This window comes from Paenibacillus sp. CFBP 13594, from assembly GCF_014842675.1.
GTDB lineage: Bacteria > Bacillota > Bacilli > Paenibacillales > Paenibacillaceae > Paenibacillus > Paenibacillus amylolyticus_B.
The window spans coordinates 268,146-284,108 of record NZ_JACYVQ010000003.1 but is presented as its reverse complement, the minus strand read 5'-3'; the positions used below and the strand labels follow the sequence as shown (position 1 = coordinate 284,108).

Annotated in this window: 13 protein-coding genes; 7 read left to right on the top strand and 6 right to left on the bottom strand. The window is 48.4% G+C overall.

Annotation, left to right across the window (positions count from 1 at the left end):
- Positions 1-10: 10 nt before the first annotated feature.
- Positions 11-1,012 carry a Gfo/Idh/MocA family protein gene (locus IFU39_RS12090; protein ID WP_192132856.1) on the bottom strand — a complete coding sequence of 334 codons (1,002 nt, stop codon included), beginning with the start codon at positions 1,010-1,012 and terminating at the stop codon, positions 11-13.
- A gap of 548 nt (positions 1,013-1,560) precedes the next feature.
- Between IFU39_RS12090 and IFU39_RS12085 the strand changes: the two genes are divergently transcribed.
- The 4 genes from IFU39_RS12085 (at position 1,561) to IFU39_RS12070 (ending at position 6,488) form a co-directional block, all read left to right on the top strand.
- Positions 1,561-3,288, top strand: a complete 1,728-nt coding sequence (locus IFU39_RS12085; RefSeq protein WP_192132854.1) for an AraC family transcriptional regulator — start codon at positions 1,561-1,563, stop codon at positions 3,286-3,288.
- 99 nt (positions 3,289-3,387) lie between these two features.
- Positions 3,388-4,461, top strand: a complete 1,074-nt coding sequence (locus tag IFU39_RS12080; RefSeq protein ID WP_081745833.1) for a FecCD family ABC transporter permease — start codon at positions 3,388-3,390, stop codon at positions 4,459-4,461.
- A 2-nt stretch (positions 4,462-4,463) separates the two neighbouring features.
- Positions 4,464-5,480: a FecCD family ABC transporter permease gene (locus IFU39_RS12075; RefSeq protein WP_091015698.1), complete on the top strand. Its 1,017-nt coding sequence runs from the start codon at positions 4,464-4,466 to the stop codon at positions 5,478-5,480.
- Between the two features lie 60 nt (positions 5,481-5,540).
- Complete coding sequence (locus IFU39_RS12070) at positions 5,541-6,488, top strand: iron-hydroxamate ABC transporter substrate-binding protein (protein ID WP_192132853.1); 948 nt, start codon at positions 5,541-5,543, stop codon at positions 6,486-6,488.
- A gap of 134 nt (positions 6,489-6,622) precedes the next feature.
- Here the strand turns inward: IFU39_RS12070 and IFU39_RS12065 are convergent, their stop codons facing one another.
- From IFU39_RS12065 to IFU39_RS12050, 4 genes are all read right to left on the bottom strand, one after another.
- The gene (locus IFU39_RS12065; RefSeq protein ID WP_149846355.1) at positions 6,623-7,045 is read right to left on the bottom strand and encodes a macro domain-containing protein; all 423 of its coding nucleotides are present in this window, start codon (positions 7,043-7,045) and stop codon (positions 6,623-6,625) included.
- Between the two features lie 241 nt (positions 7,046-7,286).
- Positions 7,287-8,279, bottom strand: coding sequence for a TIGR02452 family protein (locus IFU39_RS12060; RefSeq protein WP_192132851.1), 993 nt, complete (start codon positions 8,277-8,279; stop codon positions 7,287-7,289).
- Complete coding sequence (locus IFU39_RS12055; protein WP_192132849.1) at positions 8,272-8,757, bottom strand: NADAR family protein; 486 nt, start codon at positions 8,755-8,757, stop codon at positions 8,272-8,274. The genes IFU39_RS12060 and IFU39_RS12055 overlap by 8 nt, the downstream gene beginning before the upstream one ends.
- A 94-nt stretch (positions 8,758-8,851) precedes the next feature.
- Positions 8,852-9,790, bottom strand: coding sequence for an NUDIX domain-containing protein (locus IFU39_RS12050; RefSeq protein WP_192132847.1), 939 nt, complete (start codon positions 9,788-9,790; stop codon positions 8,852-8,854).
- A gap of 239 nt (positions 9,791-10,029) precedes the next feature.
- Between IFU39_RS12050 and IFU39_RS12045 the strand changes: the two genes are divergently transcribed.
- The 3 genes from IFU39_RS12045 (at position 10,030) to IFU39_RS12035 (ending at position 14,176) form a co-directional block, all read left to right on the top strand.
- The gene (locus IFU39_RS12045; protein WP_192132845.1) at positions 10,030-10,464 is read left to right on the top strand and encodes a MarR family winged helix-turn-helix transcriptional regulator; all 435 of its coding nucleotides are present in this window, start codon (positions 10,030-10,032) and stop codon (positions 10,462-10,464) included.
- A gap of 102 nt (positions 10,465-10,566) precedes the next feature.
- Positions 10,567-12,351: an ABC transporter ATP-binding protein gene (locus tag IFU39_RS12040; RefSeq protein WP_149846353.1), complete on the top strand. Its 1,785-nt coding sequence runs from the start codon at positions 10,567-10,569 to the stop codon at positions 12,349-12,351.
- On the top strand, positions 12,344-14,176 hold the full coding sequence (locus tag IFU39_RS12035) for an ABC transporter ATP-binding protein (protein WP_192132843.1): 1,833 nt from the start codon (positions 12,344-12,346) through the stop codon (positions 14,174-14,176). The genes IFU39_RS12040 and IFU39_RS12035 overlap by 8 nt, the downstream gene beginning before the upstream one ends.
- A 137-nt stretch (positions 14,177-14,313) precedes the next feature.
- Here the strand turns inward: IFU39_RS12035 and IFU39_RS12030 are convergent, their stop codons facing one another.
- The gene (locus IFU39_RS12030) at positions 14,314-15,870 is read right to left on the bottom strand and encodes an ATP-binding protein (protein WP_223199856.1); all 1,557 of its coding nucleotides are present in this window, start codon (positions 15,868-15,870) and stop codon (positions 14,314-14,316) included.
- Positions 15,871-15,963: the final 93 nt, after the last annotated feature.

The following is a 15,963-nucleotide window of genomic DNA, read 5'->3' as shown; positions in this document are numbered from 1 at the left end:
TCCTGTCTGTTTACTCCGATTTGTAACGCAATCCCCACTGGCCCCGGATCGTGTCCATCAACTTCATGATTTCCAGGGATTCGTCCAGTTTAATAGTATGGCTCTCCGTTCGGCCTTCAAGGATGCAACGTCCCGCTTCTTCTGCCTCAAAAGCATAACCAATGCATGTTCGATCATCCGTAAACTTCTCGGGCTCGTCCTGACCATTCACATGCAGATAGGCTTCTTTACCCGCCAGGAATAAAGGCAGACGAATCTTGCCTTCCGTACCGTATATGACCGCTTCATTACTGAGGTTCAGACGAATGGCAGCACTCAGTGAGGCAGAACGCCCCTCGGAATAGGATAACAATACGGAAAATTGCTCATCCACACCCGTCTCACCGATATTGGCCGTACTCCATACATGCTGGGGCTGTTCGCCAAAGATCATCGAAGCAAAGGAGATCGGGTACACCCCTGCATCCAGTAAAGCTCCTCCACCCAGATCCGGATTAAGCAACCTTCCTTCCGGCTCCCAACCGGCACGGAATCCAAAGTCTGCCTGCAGCAAACGTACTTCACCGATTCGACCTTCTGCGATCCATGCTCTGGCTTGAGCAATCGGCGGCAAAAAGCGTGTCCACATCCCTTCCATCAGGAAAAGATTGCGCTCCCGTGCCGTCTCCACCAGTTGCTCCAACTGGCGTGCATTCATCGTAAACGGCTTTTCACAGAGCACCGCCTTGCCTGCCTCCAGACAAGCCATTACATTTTCCTTATGCACAGGATGAGGTGTTGCCACATAGATAATATCTACTTCAGGATCTTGCAGCATCTCATCATAAGAACCGTAAGCGCGTGCAAAACCATAATCAGCTGCAAACTTCTCCGCACTTCCCGCTGTCCGTGAACCTACCGCTGCTTTCACAGCGTTTCCTGCATGCTCCAAATCCCTTGCAAACTGGGATGCAATCCATCCCGTGCCCATAATGCCCCAACGTACTTTTTCCCGTCCCGCTACTTCTGTCATATTAAAGCCTCCCTACTGCAAATGGTGTTAAAAAGGTTCATGATTCAGATCAGGCCAACAGGTTATCCCCTTTATTTTACCAAAAAGAAAGGCTTACGTCAGAAAACGATTTCGATTATGTGTTCTCATTAGAATTCCAGTTCATCAGGGACTCGAACATCTCTGTGTACATTTCAATTCTCCAGTAGATTTGCTAAGATTATCAGCAGACGAGGAGCCAAAAGGTCTTGTCCCTTGGCATGGTTGTAACCAGCAATAATCCTGTTAAATCAACCATCACACCTGATCAACAACATCCTATCCCTGTCTTACAGGTTAAAAAAATATCTGACAATACTGCGAACGGGCCCTGACAGACAAGGCAACCAATAATTATACTCCAGCGTCTCCGAGCTGACGGTAAGCTCTTGGTATAGTTTTCACAAAGCGCGATCCAGATTTTGCACATGTGTCCACACGGCATGATCCGGATTCGAGCGAATATAGTCCCGTTCCCGATTCAATCATTAACCAAATAACTTTTCATAAGAGAGGAGGTCGCAAGCACCATGACTACCATCCCCAGTACCACCCACAGCGGCATGAATCCACACACTTTACATCAGCAGACGAGTCCCAATTTAGAAAAGGAACCCTTAAACCGGGCAGATCTGGATGCATTCCTGAATGATACCCTGATCGAACTTCGTCAGGCAGAACATATAAACCATGGAAAATGGCGCTGGTCCACTACTGAACTTGCTCATCATACCTTTATATACATGCACAAATTCACAGGCGAACTAATCATAAATGGGACCGAATCCCACATGGCTCGCAAATCAGCTTGTCTGTGCACACCAGGAACTGCAATCGAGCTGATCGGAGATGAAGAACATGATATTGAACTATATATCATTCATTTCGATCTGTATCGGGCTACGGAGAAAACAAAAGCGAGACGAATCTACGAACGTGAGCTCAATTCTCCTGTTACAGGCTGGATTCAGGGCCCATTTTACGGTATACAGCGCATTGCCGCACAGCTTACACAATTAACCAGCGAAGGTTTGGAAACAGGCTTGAAAGCACAGCTCCTCCTGACGGAACTGTTACATATGCTCTGGCCTCAAGAAGAGCCCACTGACGAAACGGCTGGACAGGATGAACCGGAACAGTGGCTCAGGTCCACCCTGCAATACATGCGCGAAAACTACATGCACGAGATCAAGCTGGAAAATCTGGCCGAATTGGCTGACATGCATCCGTCCTATTACTCACAGCTATTCAAGAGTCGCATGCAGAAAAATCCGATTGAATATATCACGCATCTGCGGATGAACCGGGCCAAGGAATTGCTGCTCACTTCCAATCTGCGTATCCGTGATGTGGCTCGTGAAGTGGGTTACCGTGACGAATTTTATTTCAGCAGACGTTTCCGAAACCATGCCGGTTATGCGCCAACTTCCTATTCGAAGCAGGTCCACCGAAATATCGTGTCACTCTCCTATCCATACACGGACCACCTGATGACACTTGGCATCACGCCATGCGCAGCTCAGATCCAGGGTCACCTGCCTCATCTGCCCAAATCGCTGGCACTGCCCTTCCACGCTTATGAACCGTGGGAACAGGGACGTCAGGCTTTCCTCGATGTGAATCCTGATTTGATTCTGACCAAGGACAATGCAGCTGCCAAAGCGATGGAGCATATTGGCGATGTCGCTCCCATCATCACGATTCCCTGGAACCAGACAGATGTCTTCGGTCATCTGCATCAGATTGCATCCATTGTGGATCGTACCCAAGCAGCCACAGATTGGCTGGATCGACATGAACGCAAGGCAGAGCGTGCACGCAAAAAAATGAAGGAACTCGTCGGAGATATTACCGTTGCCGTTGGCACGTTAACGCCTAAAGGGCCACGGATGTACAGCCATCGGAACTTCGGACATGTCTTTTACCGCAGTCTGCAATTGGCCGCTCCTCAGCGCATTCAGACCGAACTGGCTGGCAAACCTCCCGGCGTTGGATTCAACTGGCTGCCCTTCACACCAGGCGAATGGGACGGACTGGAGGCGGACGTTTTGGTACTGGCGATTAATTCTATGCATGAAAAGGCAACACTGTTGAAAGAGATGGCTTCGAATCCACTGTGGAACAGCCATCCTGCGGTAAAAAACGGACGTGTACATCTCATCGACTGGAACTCGTGGGTCGTATATGCTCCATATTCCATCAACATCCAGCTCGATGAAGCGCTCTCTATGTTGACGAACAAACCTTCACTTATGTAATCTAAAAAATGTCCATCTCCAAAATCTTAATTTATGCCATGTACGGGCCTGAATTAAGATTCTATAATGATCACTAATTGATAATGATAATCAATAACAATGAAATACGTTGTTGGTACCAAAGGAGTGACCCGTATTCAACATCCGGGACTGCCACATCGTCCGTCTAATTCAAGAAAATCTGCAGTGACCGTTGGGCTGACATTTTTGTCTGCCATAGCCATACTGCTGCTAAGTATGTTTGTCGCCATCTCTTTAGGTGCCAAAGGGCTAACGCTGGAAACCGTATGGGCTGCCATATTTCAGTACAACCCGGCTTTGACACCACATCAGATTATTCATGAACTGCGGCTGCCTCGTGTCCTTGCCGCGGTTATTATCGGTGCTGCCTTTGCCGTTGCAGGAGCTTTAATGCAAGGTATTACGCGTAATCCGCTGGCAGACACGGGCATTCTGGGCATCAATGCTGGAGCCACTTTTGTCGTAGCATTGAGTTTTGCCTTTTGGCCCGGACTGCCATACGGCTGGATTATGTTTTTATCATTCGTGGGGGCTGTTCTGGGCACACTGCTTATCTTCCTGCTTGGCATGGCAGCACCGGGTGGTCTAAATTCCATTAGACTGACCGTTGCCGGGGCCGTTATTGCAGCCATGTTAACCTCGCTCAGCACAGGCGTTGCCATTTATTTTGACCTGAGTCAGGATCTGGCCTTCTGGTATGCAGGAGGTTTTGGCGGAATAGAATGGCGGCATCTGAAGCTGATTCTTCCTGTGTTGCTCGTGACACTGGTGCTGATTATGCCACTCGCCCGGCGTGTATCGCTTATGTCACTAGGTGAAGAAGTGGCGATTAATCTGGGGATCAACCTGCGCTGGACGAGGTTTCTCGCCCTAGCAGCGGTTGTTGTCCTGGCTGGCGTGTCCGTGTCGGCAGTAGGCTCGATTGGATTTGTCGGACTGGTCATCCCTCATATCTCCCGCAAACTGGTGGGTGTGGATTATCGACTCATCATTCCGATGTCTTCTCTGCTTGGAGCGATATTACTGGTGCTCGCCGATCTGGGCTCACGCATTGTGAACCCGCCCGAGGAGCTCGCGGTAGGCATTATGGTCGCCTTTGTTGGAGTACCGTTCTTCCTCTATCTGGCCCGTAAAGAAAGGAGGGCCTTGTAGTGATGAATTTTAATACACCTTCACGAGGTAAACGTTCAATAATCGTCAGTATCACGCTGCTCTGCATCGCCATTGCCGTTATTGTGATCAGCCTGAACACGGGAACCATTCGTCTCTCCCCAGCGGCTGTGTTCCAGACTTTACTTGGTAATGGCAGTTCGGATGATCAGATTGTACTGTTTGATTACCGACTGCCTCGCATTCTGGTAACTGTACTGGCCGGAGCGGGACTTGGTATTGCCGGAGCAGCCTTGCAAGGGATCACCCGCAATCCATTGGCGGACCCGGGCATTCTGGGATTACATGCAGGGGCAGCATTTGGACTAATGGTGTTTGTTAGTCTCTCCTTTACGATGGATGGCTCTGTGGCCTTGCTGATTCCGTTGTTCGCTTTTGCAGGCAGTGTTGCCGCCGCCCTGATCATCATGCTGTTGTCTTATGATCGCCATAACGGCGTATCACCCATTAAGCTGATTCTGGTGGGAATCGCGGTAGCGGCCGGGTTCCATGCGTTAACACTCTATCTATCCCTGCGTCTGGATGAAGACACTTATTCCTTTGCCGCTCGCTGGCTCGCAGGAAGCGTCTGGGGCCGGGATTGGATTCATGTGCAAGCTTTGCTTCCCTGGGTGGTGCTATGTATCTCGTACATTTGGAGTCGATCCAAAACACTTGATGCCTTCAATCTTGGAGATGCTGCCGCAACCAGTATCGGGACACCTGTCCGATCCCAGCGTGTGATTTTGCTGCTCTGTGCCGTGGCTTTGTCTGCCGTAAGTGTATCGATGGCTGGTGGGATCGGCTTTATCGGTCTGGCCGCACCACATCTGGCGCGTAGGCTTGTTGGTCCGATGCATCGGCATTTGATCCCTGCTGCCGGGCTCATCGGCATGGTTATTCTGGTGACCGCCGACACGGTCGGGCGAACGATCTTTCAGCCTAACGCCATTCCGGCAGGTGTAGTGGTTGCTGCGATTGGCGCACCTTACTTTTTGTACCTGTTAGTACGAAGCAAGTGATCTTTTTTTCAAAAAACAATAAAGACATCCAAGAGATGTTCAAGGAGAATGTGACTACCTATGTTACAGAAAAATCTTATGCTTGTCCTGAGTATCTGTCTGGTGCTTGTACTCGCTGCCTGTGGAACGGCCAATGATTCATCATCTGCTTCTGGTGGTTCGTCTATTGATACTTCAACCAACAATCAAGACAACAGTGCAAATACGGGAGAGCAACGCATTGCCTCCATGTCGATCCACCTGACCAATGATCTGCTGTCTCTCGGCATTACGCCGGTTGGTTCTGTTATCGGTGGAGAAGCCAAAGGTTTCCTGTCCCATGTTGCTGATCAACTTCAAAATACAACGCCACTTGGTCCGGTTAAAGACCCGGATATGGAAGCTTTGCTTGCCCTGAAACCCGATGTGATCTATCTGGACGAAGAATTCTCCGGTGGTGATATTGCCAAATTCGAAAAAATTGCTCCGGTGCATGTCTTCAATCTGGATGACGGTACATGGCGTGACCATCTGAAAGAAATTGGCAAACTCGTGAATCGCGAGAAGGAAGCCGAGCAATACATTCAGGACTACGCGACTGAGACGGAAGAAGTGAAATCTCTGATTCATGACACGATTGGTGATGGTACCGTAATGGCGATTCGTGTTACTGCCAAAGAATTACGTGTGTTCAGTACACGCCGTCCCATGGGTCCCATTTTGTATGATGATCTTGGTCTGACTCCTGCCAAAGGGATTACAGATATTGATTCGACTAAACCGTATCAAGTCGTCTCCCGTGAAATATTGCCGGACTATAATGCAGATGCAATCTTTGTGGTTGTGAATTCGGATGATGAAGCCCAAACCATGTTCAAGGAGCTGCAAAACAATCCGATCTGGCAAGGTCTGAAAGCCGTCAAAGCCGGTCATGTCTACCCGATTGGGGCACAACCTTGGCTCGATTACTCATCGATTGGTAATAAAATGGCCATGGATGAAGCCAAAGAAATGTTCTCCAAAAAATAACCAAAAAAAACCTCACTTTGAAATCGGAACAGCGTTTGTATGAATCATACGTACACTCTATTCCCCTCAAAGCTGAGGTTTTTTGCTTTGGACCTGTCAGCAAGCTGCAATCTATCCTCTTCCACCAAGTACACTCACACTGTACAGACAATAATCTCAACATCCGTGTCGGCAAAAGCTTTCTGAATAATTGGGCTGACTTTCTCCCATTTCAGTCTGTCCAACCCGCATCCTATTCGGGGCATAGCCAGTTTAGTGATGCCTTCCATCACACATACGTCCCGCATGGATTCTACTGCATTCGTCAACGATTGGTACGTCGGCTTATTGGAGAACTTTGCTTTGGTGACCAGATTGAGCGTCCGTCCTACCGGATAACATCGTCCAATCTCAAGCGGCTCTTGTTTGGCCTGTTCTTGAAGATTCTCCAATCCGAATCGCTCCCGGAACTGGACCGCAATGCCCTTCCCCATCCTTGCATCGGCTGATATGCAGTGTGCAAGCGTGTAATCATCCCCCAGTTCAAATAAATCCTGTTCTCTCTCATGAAACTGCATCGCATTCCTCTCCTTTATCAAGCGCTCTCATTCAATAGTTGAACTAAAGATTATTTACACTGACACTACGATGACAGAACAACCTTCCAATCGCTGTTATCCCCAGATTTTTTCGATTCCCTTTTTCTAGACGGGAAAATCCAGGGATAAAGGCGAACGCTTTGCTTTTTCAGGTTTTTTCTGTCCTCTCCGTTATCGTGCAAATGATTAGTTCAAACTATGTAGATCCCTTATTTTTTTATTAGGCCTCTGCCAAAAAACGTTGAAACGCCTTTAATGTTCTCTGACCTGCTGATCGATCATATACGGCAAATACAATTCGTTCAAAGGCGTCCTTACATGCCTCTCCCACTAACACATCATGAAAATACTTCGCTACCACTGCCGGATCATTGCGAAATACGCCGCAACCATACGCGCCCAGAACAATCGTGCGGTGACCATTCGCAGAAGCCACGTCCAGAATATAACGGATGCGTTCCTTCATCACCGACTCAATCTGTAGATCATCCGCTTCTCCACGCTCTTTCACCACACCCGCATTCACCGCCGGCGCAGTAATGAATGATGATACATAATACTTGTCCAGCAGTCGGTCTTCATCATCACGGATCACCGGAACATCCGGTGAATAGATCATATAATTCGAATATAGGCCCGATCGCTGTTTGCGATTGTAATCGTACATTTCATCCATTTGAGCGATGCACGGGTATAGTCCTGTCGCTCGGGCCAGACTCTCTTCCTGTGCCTGACTTCCGCCAAGGAAGCCACCGCCAGGATTTTTTGCCGAGGCAAAGTTTAGACAGACCACATCTTCTCTTCCTTCTGCTACCGTCAAACGTGAAGCGGCTCCAAGTGTAGTCTCGCCAGTAACCTCAATGCGAACTGACACAGCTTCAACCTCAGCGGATGAAGCTACGGGTTGAATTCCAACGTGAGCTTCTGTACGACGCTTTTCTCCGAGCGCGGACAATTCTGCTGGACGGTATAAGACCGAATTTCGGATCGCTTGCTGCACATCGTTACTTATCTCAACCTTGCGATCATAACCATTTACATATTGCCCTTCATCCAAAATAGTCAACGTCTGCTGTGCGATATTAGCCCGCTTGGAACGTGAATTAGAGCCACCATTACCAGTTGATCTATCGGGTTTACTGTCGTGGATATAACGTCCACTGCTATTTTTGTTTTTGCTGCTATTGTTCTTATCCTGTTGTTGATCACTCATCTGAATCACTTCCTATATCTTCTCTTAGACGGGTCAGAATCTCACCCAGCCAGTTGGTTCCCCGCCATGTTCTTCGATTACGAATGCGCGGGTCTTCCTCCGCCAGTCCCACACCCCAGATGCGATCTTCCGGGCTTGCTTCCACAAGGGTCGTTCCACGAGTGGCACGCAGCGCGGTTAGCAGTTCTTCGTTTTGTGTAAATTTGGCCCAATTCCCCTCGTAAACAATGCGCTGGCACTCAGCTTCCCATAACGTCTGGTCGAAACCTGCGACCTGTCTGCCCAGCTTTTTTTGTACCGAAGCAGAGCTTGCCTTCAAAATCTTGTCTGCGATGGTCTGATCCCGAAACAGCAGTGCTTTCTGGTGCATCATGTATTGCTCCGCACTCGTGTAGTGAACCCCGTTCACGGTAAAGTCCGCCGGGTGCCACTGTGAGAACGGCGATGCTGTCCGCCAGAAAAACGTAAACTTTTCCATCCATATCCCCTCTTTACTTGCTCCTCATGTATACAGCGATCCGGGCCTCTGGCCTGAGTCACTTCGTACGAGTTCATTAATTCCTACCGTTTTTCTATGGTGTATGCCTCTCTGGATTCAATCTGTATAAACGTGATGGTCGATGACCGGCACTGCTCGCATAGTCCCCCGTCTCAATGACCCAATCGGCGATTTTGCGCCGGAAAGCAGCAGCCAGCAGTTTTTTGCCACTGATGATCTCATGTACTTTCTGAAGTGCAGTCAGTGTGAACGTCTCCGGCATCAGATTGAATGCAATATCTGAATACTCGATCTTGGATCGCAGACGCTCAAGTGCGTAATGAATGATTTTGGCATGATCAAATGCAATCCCCTGAACCTCATCCAACGCCAAATGATGGCTCCGCACTTTTCCTTCTATCGTTTCTTTTGTCTCAACAATGGCCGACAACTCTTCTGTTCCATTGGTCAAAATCAATTGCAGCCTGCGTTCTGTCACACGTCCACGCTCATGGATATGGCGTTTCTCTTCCAGAAGACGCTGCTCCACACGAAACCAATTGGCCTCACTGGCATCATCACCGGCCTGAAGCTCCAGCTCGCTGCTATCCACCAGCGCCATATAGGAACAGCTGATAACCCGTGTACGTGGATCTCGATCGACATCTCCCCAGGTGTACAGTTGCTCCAGATAAATATCATCCAGCCCCGTCTCCGTCAACAATTCCCGCCGAGCAGCATCTTCCAATGATTCCTGCATGGAGACAAATCCGCCCGGTAAAGCCCACTGTCCCAGATAGGGATGGCCACCTCGCCGAATCAGCAGCAACTGGAGTTCGGGTTCCGCAAGCTTGCGATAATTCTCCTGAGCTTCACTGCGAATCGTAAATACCAACATGTCCACGGTGACGGAAGGACGTTCATAATCGCCAGCATCATAGCTGTCCAAAAACTGTTCTTCACTAATATGTGCCTGATCCTGATGCTCCTGGTAATTGGGAGCATTTCCTCCAGAGGAACCTTCGTTAGTCATACGATATAAACCCCATTCTGTTATTAACGTTTTGTTATTAACAATTAGATAATATCAATTTATCACATCGTTTTGTCTCAGGTCAATATTTCCAATCCAAAATAAATGATCTGTATTCACTTGACGATATGTCAAATCAAACTTAAAATTTAGTTAGTCGACTAACTAAATGATGTGTTCAAAAAGTCTGGTTTTCAGTACCGAGAAGATCGAATGAAGGTAGAAATGGAGTAGATGATATGAACCCAGTCCAAAATGAGCGGTTAATGGGACAGCTATCCGAACTCGTGAAACTGAAACGTTACAAGGTTCATGAGAAACTTGTGAACCACCCCGAGCTATACCCGGGGCAGCCCCCTTTGCTGTTCCAGCTTGAACGGGAAGATGGCCAATCCCAGAAAAACCTGGCCGAACAACTTCAGCGCAGTCCCGCAACGGTAACCGTCATGCTCAAGCGCATGGAATCATCCGGTTATGTGAGACGCGAAGCAGACCCAAAGGATCTGCGCAGTCTGCGGGTATACTTGACCGATCTGGGGCGCTCTGCGCTTCAAGAATTGAGAGTAGTGATTCAGGAGTTGGAACAGCAGGCTCAGAAAGATTTTACACCGGAAGAATCCCGGATCATGTCTCTACTTGCACAGCGTATGCTCCAAAACCTGCGTGAATCCTGAGGTGATGCAAACTCTCGACATCGCTAACAAAAACTGGCTTGAAGCAGTTAAAGGTTGATGAAATTGATTCACTTATGCAATTAAAACTGAGGTGATTTCCTATTGTGGACGTTAAAACGATTCTTGACCCCGTATAAGTCGGCGGCAATCGTCGCCCCTCTGCTCATGGTACTTGAGGTAACCATGGACCTGCTCCAGCCCAAACTGATGTCCAGCATCGTGGATGATGGTGTACTTGCAGGGAACCTGTCCCATATTGTGACTACAGGACTGATCATGCTGCTTGTTGCGTTAATCGGCTGGGTTGGCGGCGCAGGCTGCACACTCTATTCAAGCAAAGCTGCCGTGGGATACGGCACGGATCTGCGTCAGGAACTGTTTGATCATATTCAGACCTTCTCCTTCCGCAATCTGGATACGTTTCAGGAAGGATCTCTGATCACTCGTCTGACCAGTGATATTACCCAGATGCAAACTTTTGTACAGATGCTGCTGCGGATGTTTATCCGTTCGCCGATGCTGATTATCGGTAGTATTATCATGGCATTTACAATTAGTGTGAAGCTGGCTTTGATTCTTATTGCCACTGTGCCGGTACTGTTTATTATTTTATTTATTCTGATAAAAGCTTCCTATCCGCTGTTCGCCAGTGTTCAGAGCAAACTTGATCAGGTCAACGCCGTGCTCCAGGAGAATCTTGCCGGCATCCGTGTCGTCAAGGCGTTTGCACGTGCACGTCTGGAGAAAAAGCGGTTCAAGCAATCCAACGAAGATTATACTTCAACCGCCGTCAAAGCCTGGCGTATAGTCACGCTGAATGCACCCGTGCTCAGTTTGATGCTGAACGCTACCATTGTAGCGGTGCTGTGGTTCGGAGGCTTCCAGGTAGTTGGAGGCGATATTGCTGCCGGAGATCTGATTGCTTTTATCAACTATGTCACGGTTGTCCTCTCATCCCTCACGTCGATCGGCATGATGATGATGAGCTTCTCTCGCGCCAAGGTGTCTGCTGCCCGGCTCAACGAGGTGTTACATACACAGCCAGATATTCAATCGGGAACCGATAACTCCGGGAAAGTACAGTCACTGTCTTCTATCCGTGATCAGAACTCATACCAATCGTCTCCCCTTCCCTCGCACACAGGCGGTCAAGTGGAGTTCAGAGACGTATCTTTCCGTTATGACGGAGAACATGCACTTACCGGCATTAACCTGATCGCTCGCCCGGGTGAGAAAGTGGCCCTGATCGGTTCAACAGGTTCAGGCAAAACATCGCTGGTGCAGCTGATTCCCCGTCTGTATGATGCTTCACAGGGTGAAGTGCTCGTGAATGGAGTGAACGTTCGTCACTGGGATCTTCAGGATCTTCGCAGCCGTGTATCCATTGTGCTCCAGGAATCCATTCTGTTCAGCGGTAGCATCCGGGATAACATTTGCTTCGGCCGGCCCAATGCAACGGATGCTGAATTGCGTGCTGCGGCACAGGCTGCGGCTGCGGATGATTTTATTATGAAACTGAAAGACGGGTATGACACGGAACTGGGCCAGCGCGGGGTCAATCTGTCCGGTGGACAGAAACAGCGGATTTCCATTGCACGCGCCCTGCTCATGCGACCTGAAGTACTGATTCTGGATGATAGCACCAGTGCTGTGGATCTGCGCACGGAAGCAAGTATTCAGAAGGCTTTGCAGTCCTTAATGAAAGACAGCACGACCTTTTTGATTGCACAGCGGATCTCCTCCGTGAAGGATGCAGACTGTATATATGTCATTGATGAAGGACAGATCGTTGCCAGGGGCACACATGATGACCTTATGGCACATTCATCACACTACCAATCGATCTATTATTCGCAGCAACGGAAGGAGGATGTTCAATTTGGCTAAACCTGCATCTTCCTCCATACAACAAACGGTCGTGCCTCCCATCGGAAGACCCGGACCAGCGGGCAGAGGACCTGTCCCCAAAGTCCGAGCGAAAAATGCTCGCCATGCCCTGTTTCGGGTGTGGTCGTATATGGGACGTCATCGTAAAGGAGTTATCGCTGCATTAGTGCTGACGGCTCTTGGTACACTGCTCAATCTGGCAGGACCTTATCTTCTCGGCCGCGCCGTTAACGAACATATCGTGCCCAAAGTAACAGCGGGTTTGCTGAAGGAATGTCTTCTTTTGCTGAGTGTTTATGTCCTTGGCTCACTCCTGATGTGGGCTCAATCCTATGTCATGATTGGTGTCTCCCAACTGACCGTTAAGGATCTGCGACATGCGTTGTTCTCCCGACTACAAGAGCTGCCTGTCAGTTTTTTTGATAAAAATCAAAGCGGGGACCTGATGAGCCGGGCCACCAATGATATCGATAACGTATCTACAACGTTGAATCAAAGCGTAACTCAATTGATGTCCAGTGCCATCCTGCTCGTTGGTTCCTTGTCGATCATGTTTGCACTCGATGTTCGGCTTACCCTGCTCAGTCTGATAACGGTACCGTTGATTACCATCGCCACTCGCCTGATCGCGTCAAGAACACGCAAACACTTCACCGCCCAGCAGAAATTGCTCGGTGAACTGAATGGGTATGCTCAGGAAACGATTGCTGGACAAAAAGTCGTAGCGGCCTATAACCGTCAGGATCAGGCACATCAACATTTTGAGAATTTGAACGAGAAACTGCGCACATCCAGCACACAGGCCCAGACCGTTTCGGGTTTGGTTGGGCCTACGATGAACGTGATGAACAATATCGGGTTTGCCATACTGGCTTCTGTAGGTGGATGGATGGCTTATCATGATCTGACATCCATCGGACTAATCGTCAGCTTTCTCGGTTACTCCCGCCAGATTGAGCGACCTCTCAACGATCTGGCCAATCAGTACAATCTGATTCAGGCTGCAATCGCAGGTGCTGAACGTGTGTTTCACATTATGGATACGCCTGGCGAATACGTGGAGGAACAGAAAAAACAACTGGATCAGATTCAAGGTAAAGTTGTATTTGAGGATGTGTCCTTCGGGTACAGTGCGGAGCGAGACATTCTGAAGAAGGTTAGCTTTACCGCAAAACCTGGCGAGATGATTGCACTCGTTGGACCCACCGGTGCAGGTAAAACGACCATTATCAACCTGTTACCCCGTTTCTACGAGATTACAGGTGGACGGATTACCATTGATGGATGTGACATCTCGGAACTGGAGAAGGATCAACTCCGTCGGCAGCTCGGCATTGTACTTCAGGATGCCTACCTGTTCTCGGGTACCATTCGCGACAATCTCGCCTACGGCAAGCCCGACGCAACCGATGAACAGATCAGGCAAGCGGCTGAGCTGGCGAATGCACATTCGTTCATCCGAAAACTGCCACAGAGCTACGATACCCCCATCATTTCCGGGGGAAGTAATCTGAGTCAGGGACAACGACAACTGCTAACCATTGCCCGGGCAATTCTGGCTGATCCGGCCATTCTTATTCTGGATGAAGCAACAAGCAGCATTGATACGCGTACAGAGATGAAGATCCAAGAAGCAATGCGCACTTTAATGAAAGACCGCACCAGCTTTGTCATCGCCCACAGACTGAGCACGATTCGTGAAGCCGATCAGATTCTCGTCATTGATGATGGACAGATCGCTGAACGGGGCAGCCATGACGAGTTGATGCAGCAACAAGGATTCTACTATCAGTTACATCAGGGACAGCTCAATAAGTCGAACTAAAGTGTGTCTGCATAGCTACTGCACAATAGTTTAATCGAAATACTAAACGCCGCACGGGGTTCTTTAGGACCCATGCGGCGTTTTTATGTTTTTGTCTAATGACTATTTAATTGCTATCTCTGGGTAAGTTATATGATTTACGTCTCCATTGGCAGATGAAGCGTGAAGGTAGAACCCACCCCCATTTCGCTATGGACGGTAATTTTACCATTATGATCCTGAACGATTTTCTGGCAGAGTGCAAGTCCCAGTCCCGTACCTTCTTCTTTGGTTGTATAAAATGGATTAAAGATGGTGGATAGCGAATTTTCCGGAATGCCGCTTCCTGTATCTGTAATTGAAATGAGTACTGCATCTCCGTCCTGCAACAAATCCATATGAACCTCACCAGGGTCTGTCATTGCTTCAAAAGCGTTACGAATCAGATTGATCAATACCTGTACAATTTTATCCCGATCCATGATGATCACAACTGGCTCATTAGTCATTTCAAGTGTAATTTGATGCCCTCGAGATGCCGCATCTGACTCGGTCAGAGACATCACTCGTTCAAGGCAGTGACCCAAATGTTCAGGCTTCATATGATTGGCATGTGGTTTGGAAAACTGCAAAAATTCAGCCGTCAGATCGGTTACTCTCGTCACCTCACCCATAATCACTTCATACCATGGCGCGATATTAAAGGCTTGTCCACGGGAAAGCTGCAGGAATCCACGAATTGCGGTAAGCGGGTTTCGAATTTCGTGAGCCATACCCGCGGCCAGTTCACCTACAGCCCTTAGTCTTTCGGAACGAAATACTTCTTCTTCATTTTTCAGCCATTTGCTGCGCTGTTGTTGAAGCAGCCTATCCTCGGCTACCGTCATAAAGTGCTGCAACGAATCCGACATTTCTGGGTACAGGGAGATGCTATAGCTTACCTGGAGTCCTTGAAGCTGCACGGATAGCAGTGACGACATTCGTTCTTCCACATCCTGTATCTCCGGCAAAACGACCGCAAATCGGTCTCCTGCATACCGGGATATGCCATAGGCCTCGGTGAAATGATTGCTAATCATCTGACCTGTACCTGTGATTACCGTACACCAAGGATCTTCTGAATCTTTTTTAAAGCCGCTAAAGTTATTGACGTTCAAAAGGACAAGCAAAAAAGACCGCTGCTCTTCTACTGTCTTATGTAACACCTCCATGTAACCTTCGTAATTCAACAGTCCGGTAAGCGGATCATGCAGGGTCAGGAACCGATTTTTTTCCCGAAGCCTGCGCTTCTCGACCTCACTGTTGATTAAGGTATGATATAAAAAAATGATAACAACCGAGGTTAACAGGTCAAATAACGAAACCAGCAAAGCATATGTATCTACAGGCACATACGAAAGCCGAATCAACGTATATTGCAGCATAAGCAGCAACGAAATCGGCAAGGTCTGCGCCAACCTTGGTTTGTCCTGGATCATTGAAATAATGAGCATATAATACAGCATGTTGCACCAGTTCAGTTCACTGAAATAGTGGAATATCCCGAGAAAAATCCACTGAAATTTTCGCAGCACAGGATATCGTCTCTCCCCATAAATACTTGCTACCAATAATGTCGCCGAAAGTGACATTGTTGCCATATGAGGGGTAAGCCTGAGAACATAAGAGGACAGAATGACAAGCAGACAACCTAGCGGGAATATCACCATTTTCATCGTGTAACTAAGCAAACAGCCTCGCCCCCTTTGACATAAAACTCACATCAAACAACTTATGTACATGTATTATATCGATTATGATTAGCTGAT

What these genes read in the sequence shown, in the direction of transcription:
- IFU39_RS12045 (WP_192132845.1), top strand. Translation starts at nt 10,030, where the DNA reads ATGAACCCAGTCCAAAATGAGCGGTTAATGGGACAGCTATCCGAACTC.
- IFU39_RS12090 (WP_192132856.1), bottom strand. Translation starts at nt 1,012, where the DNA reads ATGACAGAAGTAGCGGGACGGGAAAAAGTACGTTGGGGCATTATGGGC.
- IFU39_RS12060 (WP_192132851.1), bottom strand. Translation starts at nt 8,279, where the DNA reads ATGAGTGATCAACAACAGGATAAGAACAATAGCAGCAAAAACAAAAAT.
- IFU39_RS12075 (WP_091015698.1), top strand. Translation starts at nt 4,464, where the DNA reads ATGAATTTTAATACACCTTCACGAGGTAAACGTTCAATAATCGTCAGT.
- IFU39_RS12030 (WP_223199856.1), bottom strand. Translation starts at nt 15,870, where the DNA reads ATGAAAATGGTGATATTCCCGCTAGGTTGTCTGCTTGTCATTCTGTCC.
- IFU39_RS12065 (WP_149846355.1), bottom strand. Translation starts at nt 7,045, where the DNA reads ATGCAGTTTCATGAGAGAGAACAGGATTTATTTGAACTGGGGGATGAT.
- IFU39_RS12050 (WP_192132847.1), bottom strand. Translation starts at nt 9,790, where the DNA reads ATGACTAACGAAGGTTCCTCTGGAGGAAATGCTCCCAATTACCAGGAG.
- IFU39_RS12085 (WP_192132854.1), top strand. Translation starts at nt 1,561, where the DNA reads ATGACTACCATCCCCAGTACCACCCACAGCGGCATGAATCCACACACT.
- IFU39_RS12070 (WP_192132853.1), top strand. Translation starts at nt 5,541, where the DNA reads ATGTTACAGAAAAATCTTATGCTTGTCCTGAGTATCTGTCTGGTGCTT.
- IFU39_RS12055 (WP_192132849.1), bottom strand. Translation starts at nt 8,757, where the DNA reads ATGGAAAAGTTTACGTTTTTCTGGCGGACAGCATCGCCGTTCTCACAG.
- IFU39_RS12080 (WP_081745833.1), top strand. Translation starts at nt 3,388, where the DNA reads ATGAAATACGTTGTTGGTACCAAAGGAGTGACCCGTATTCAACATCCG.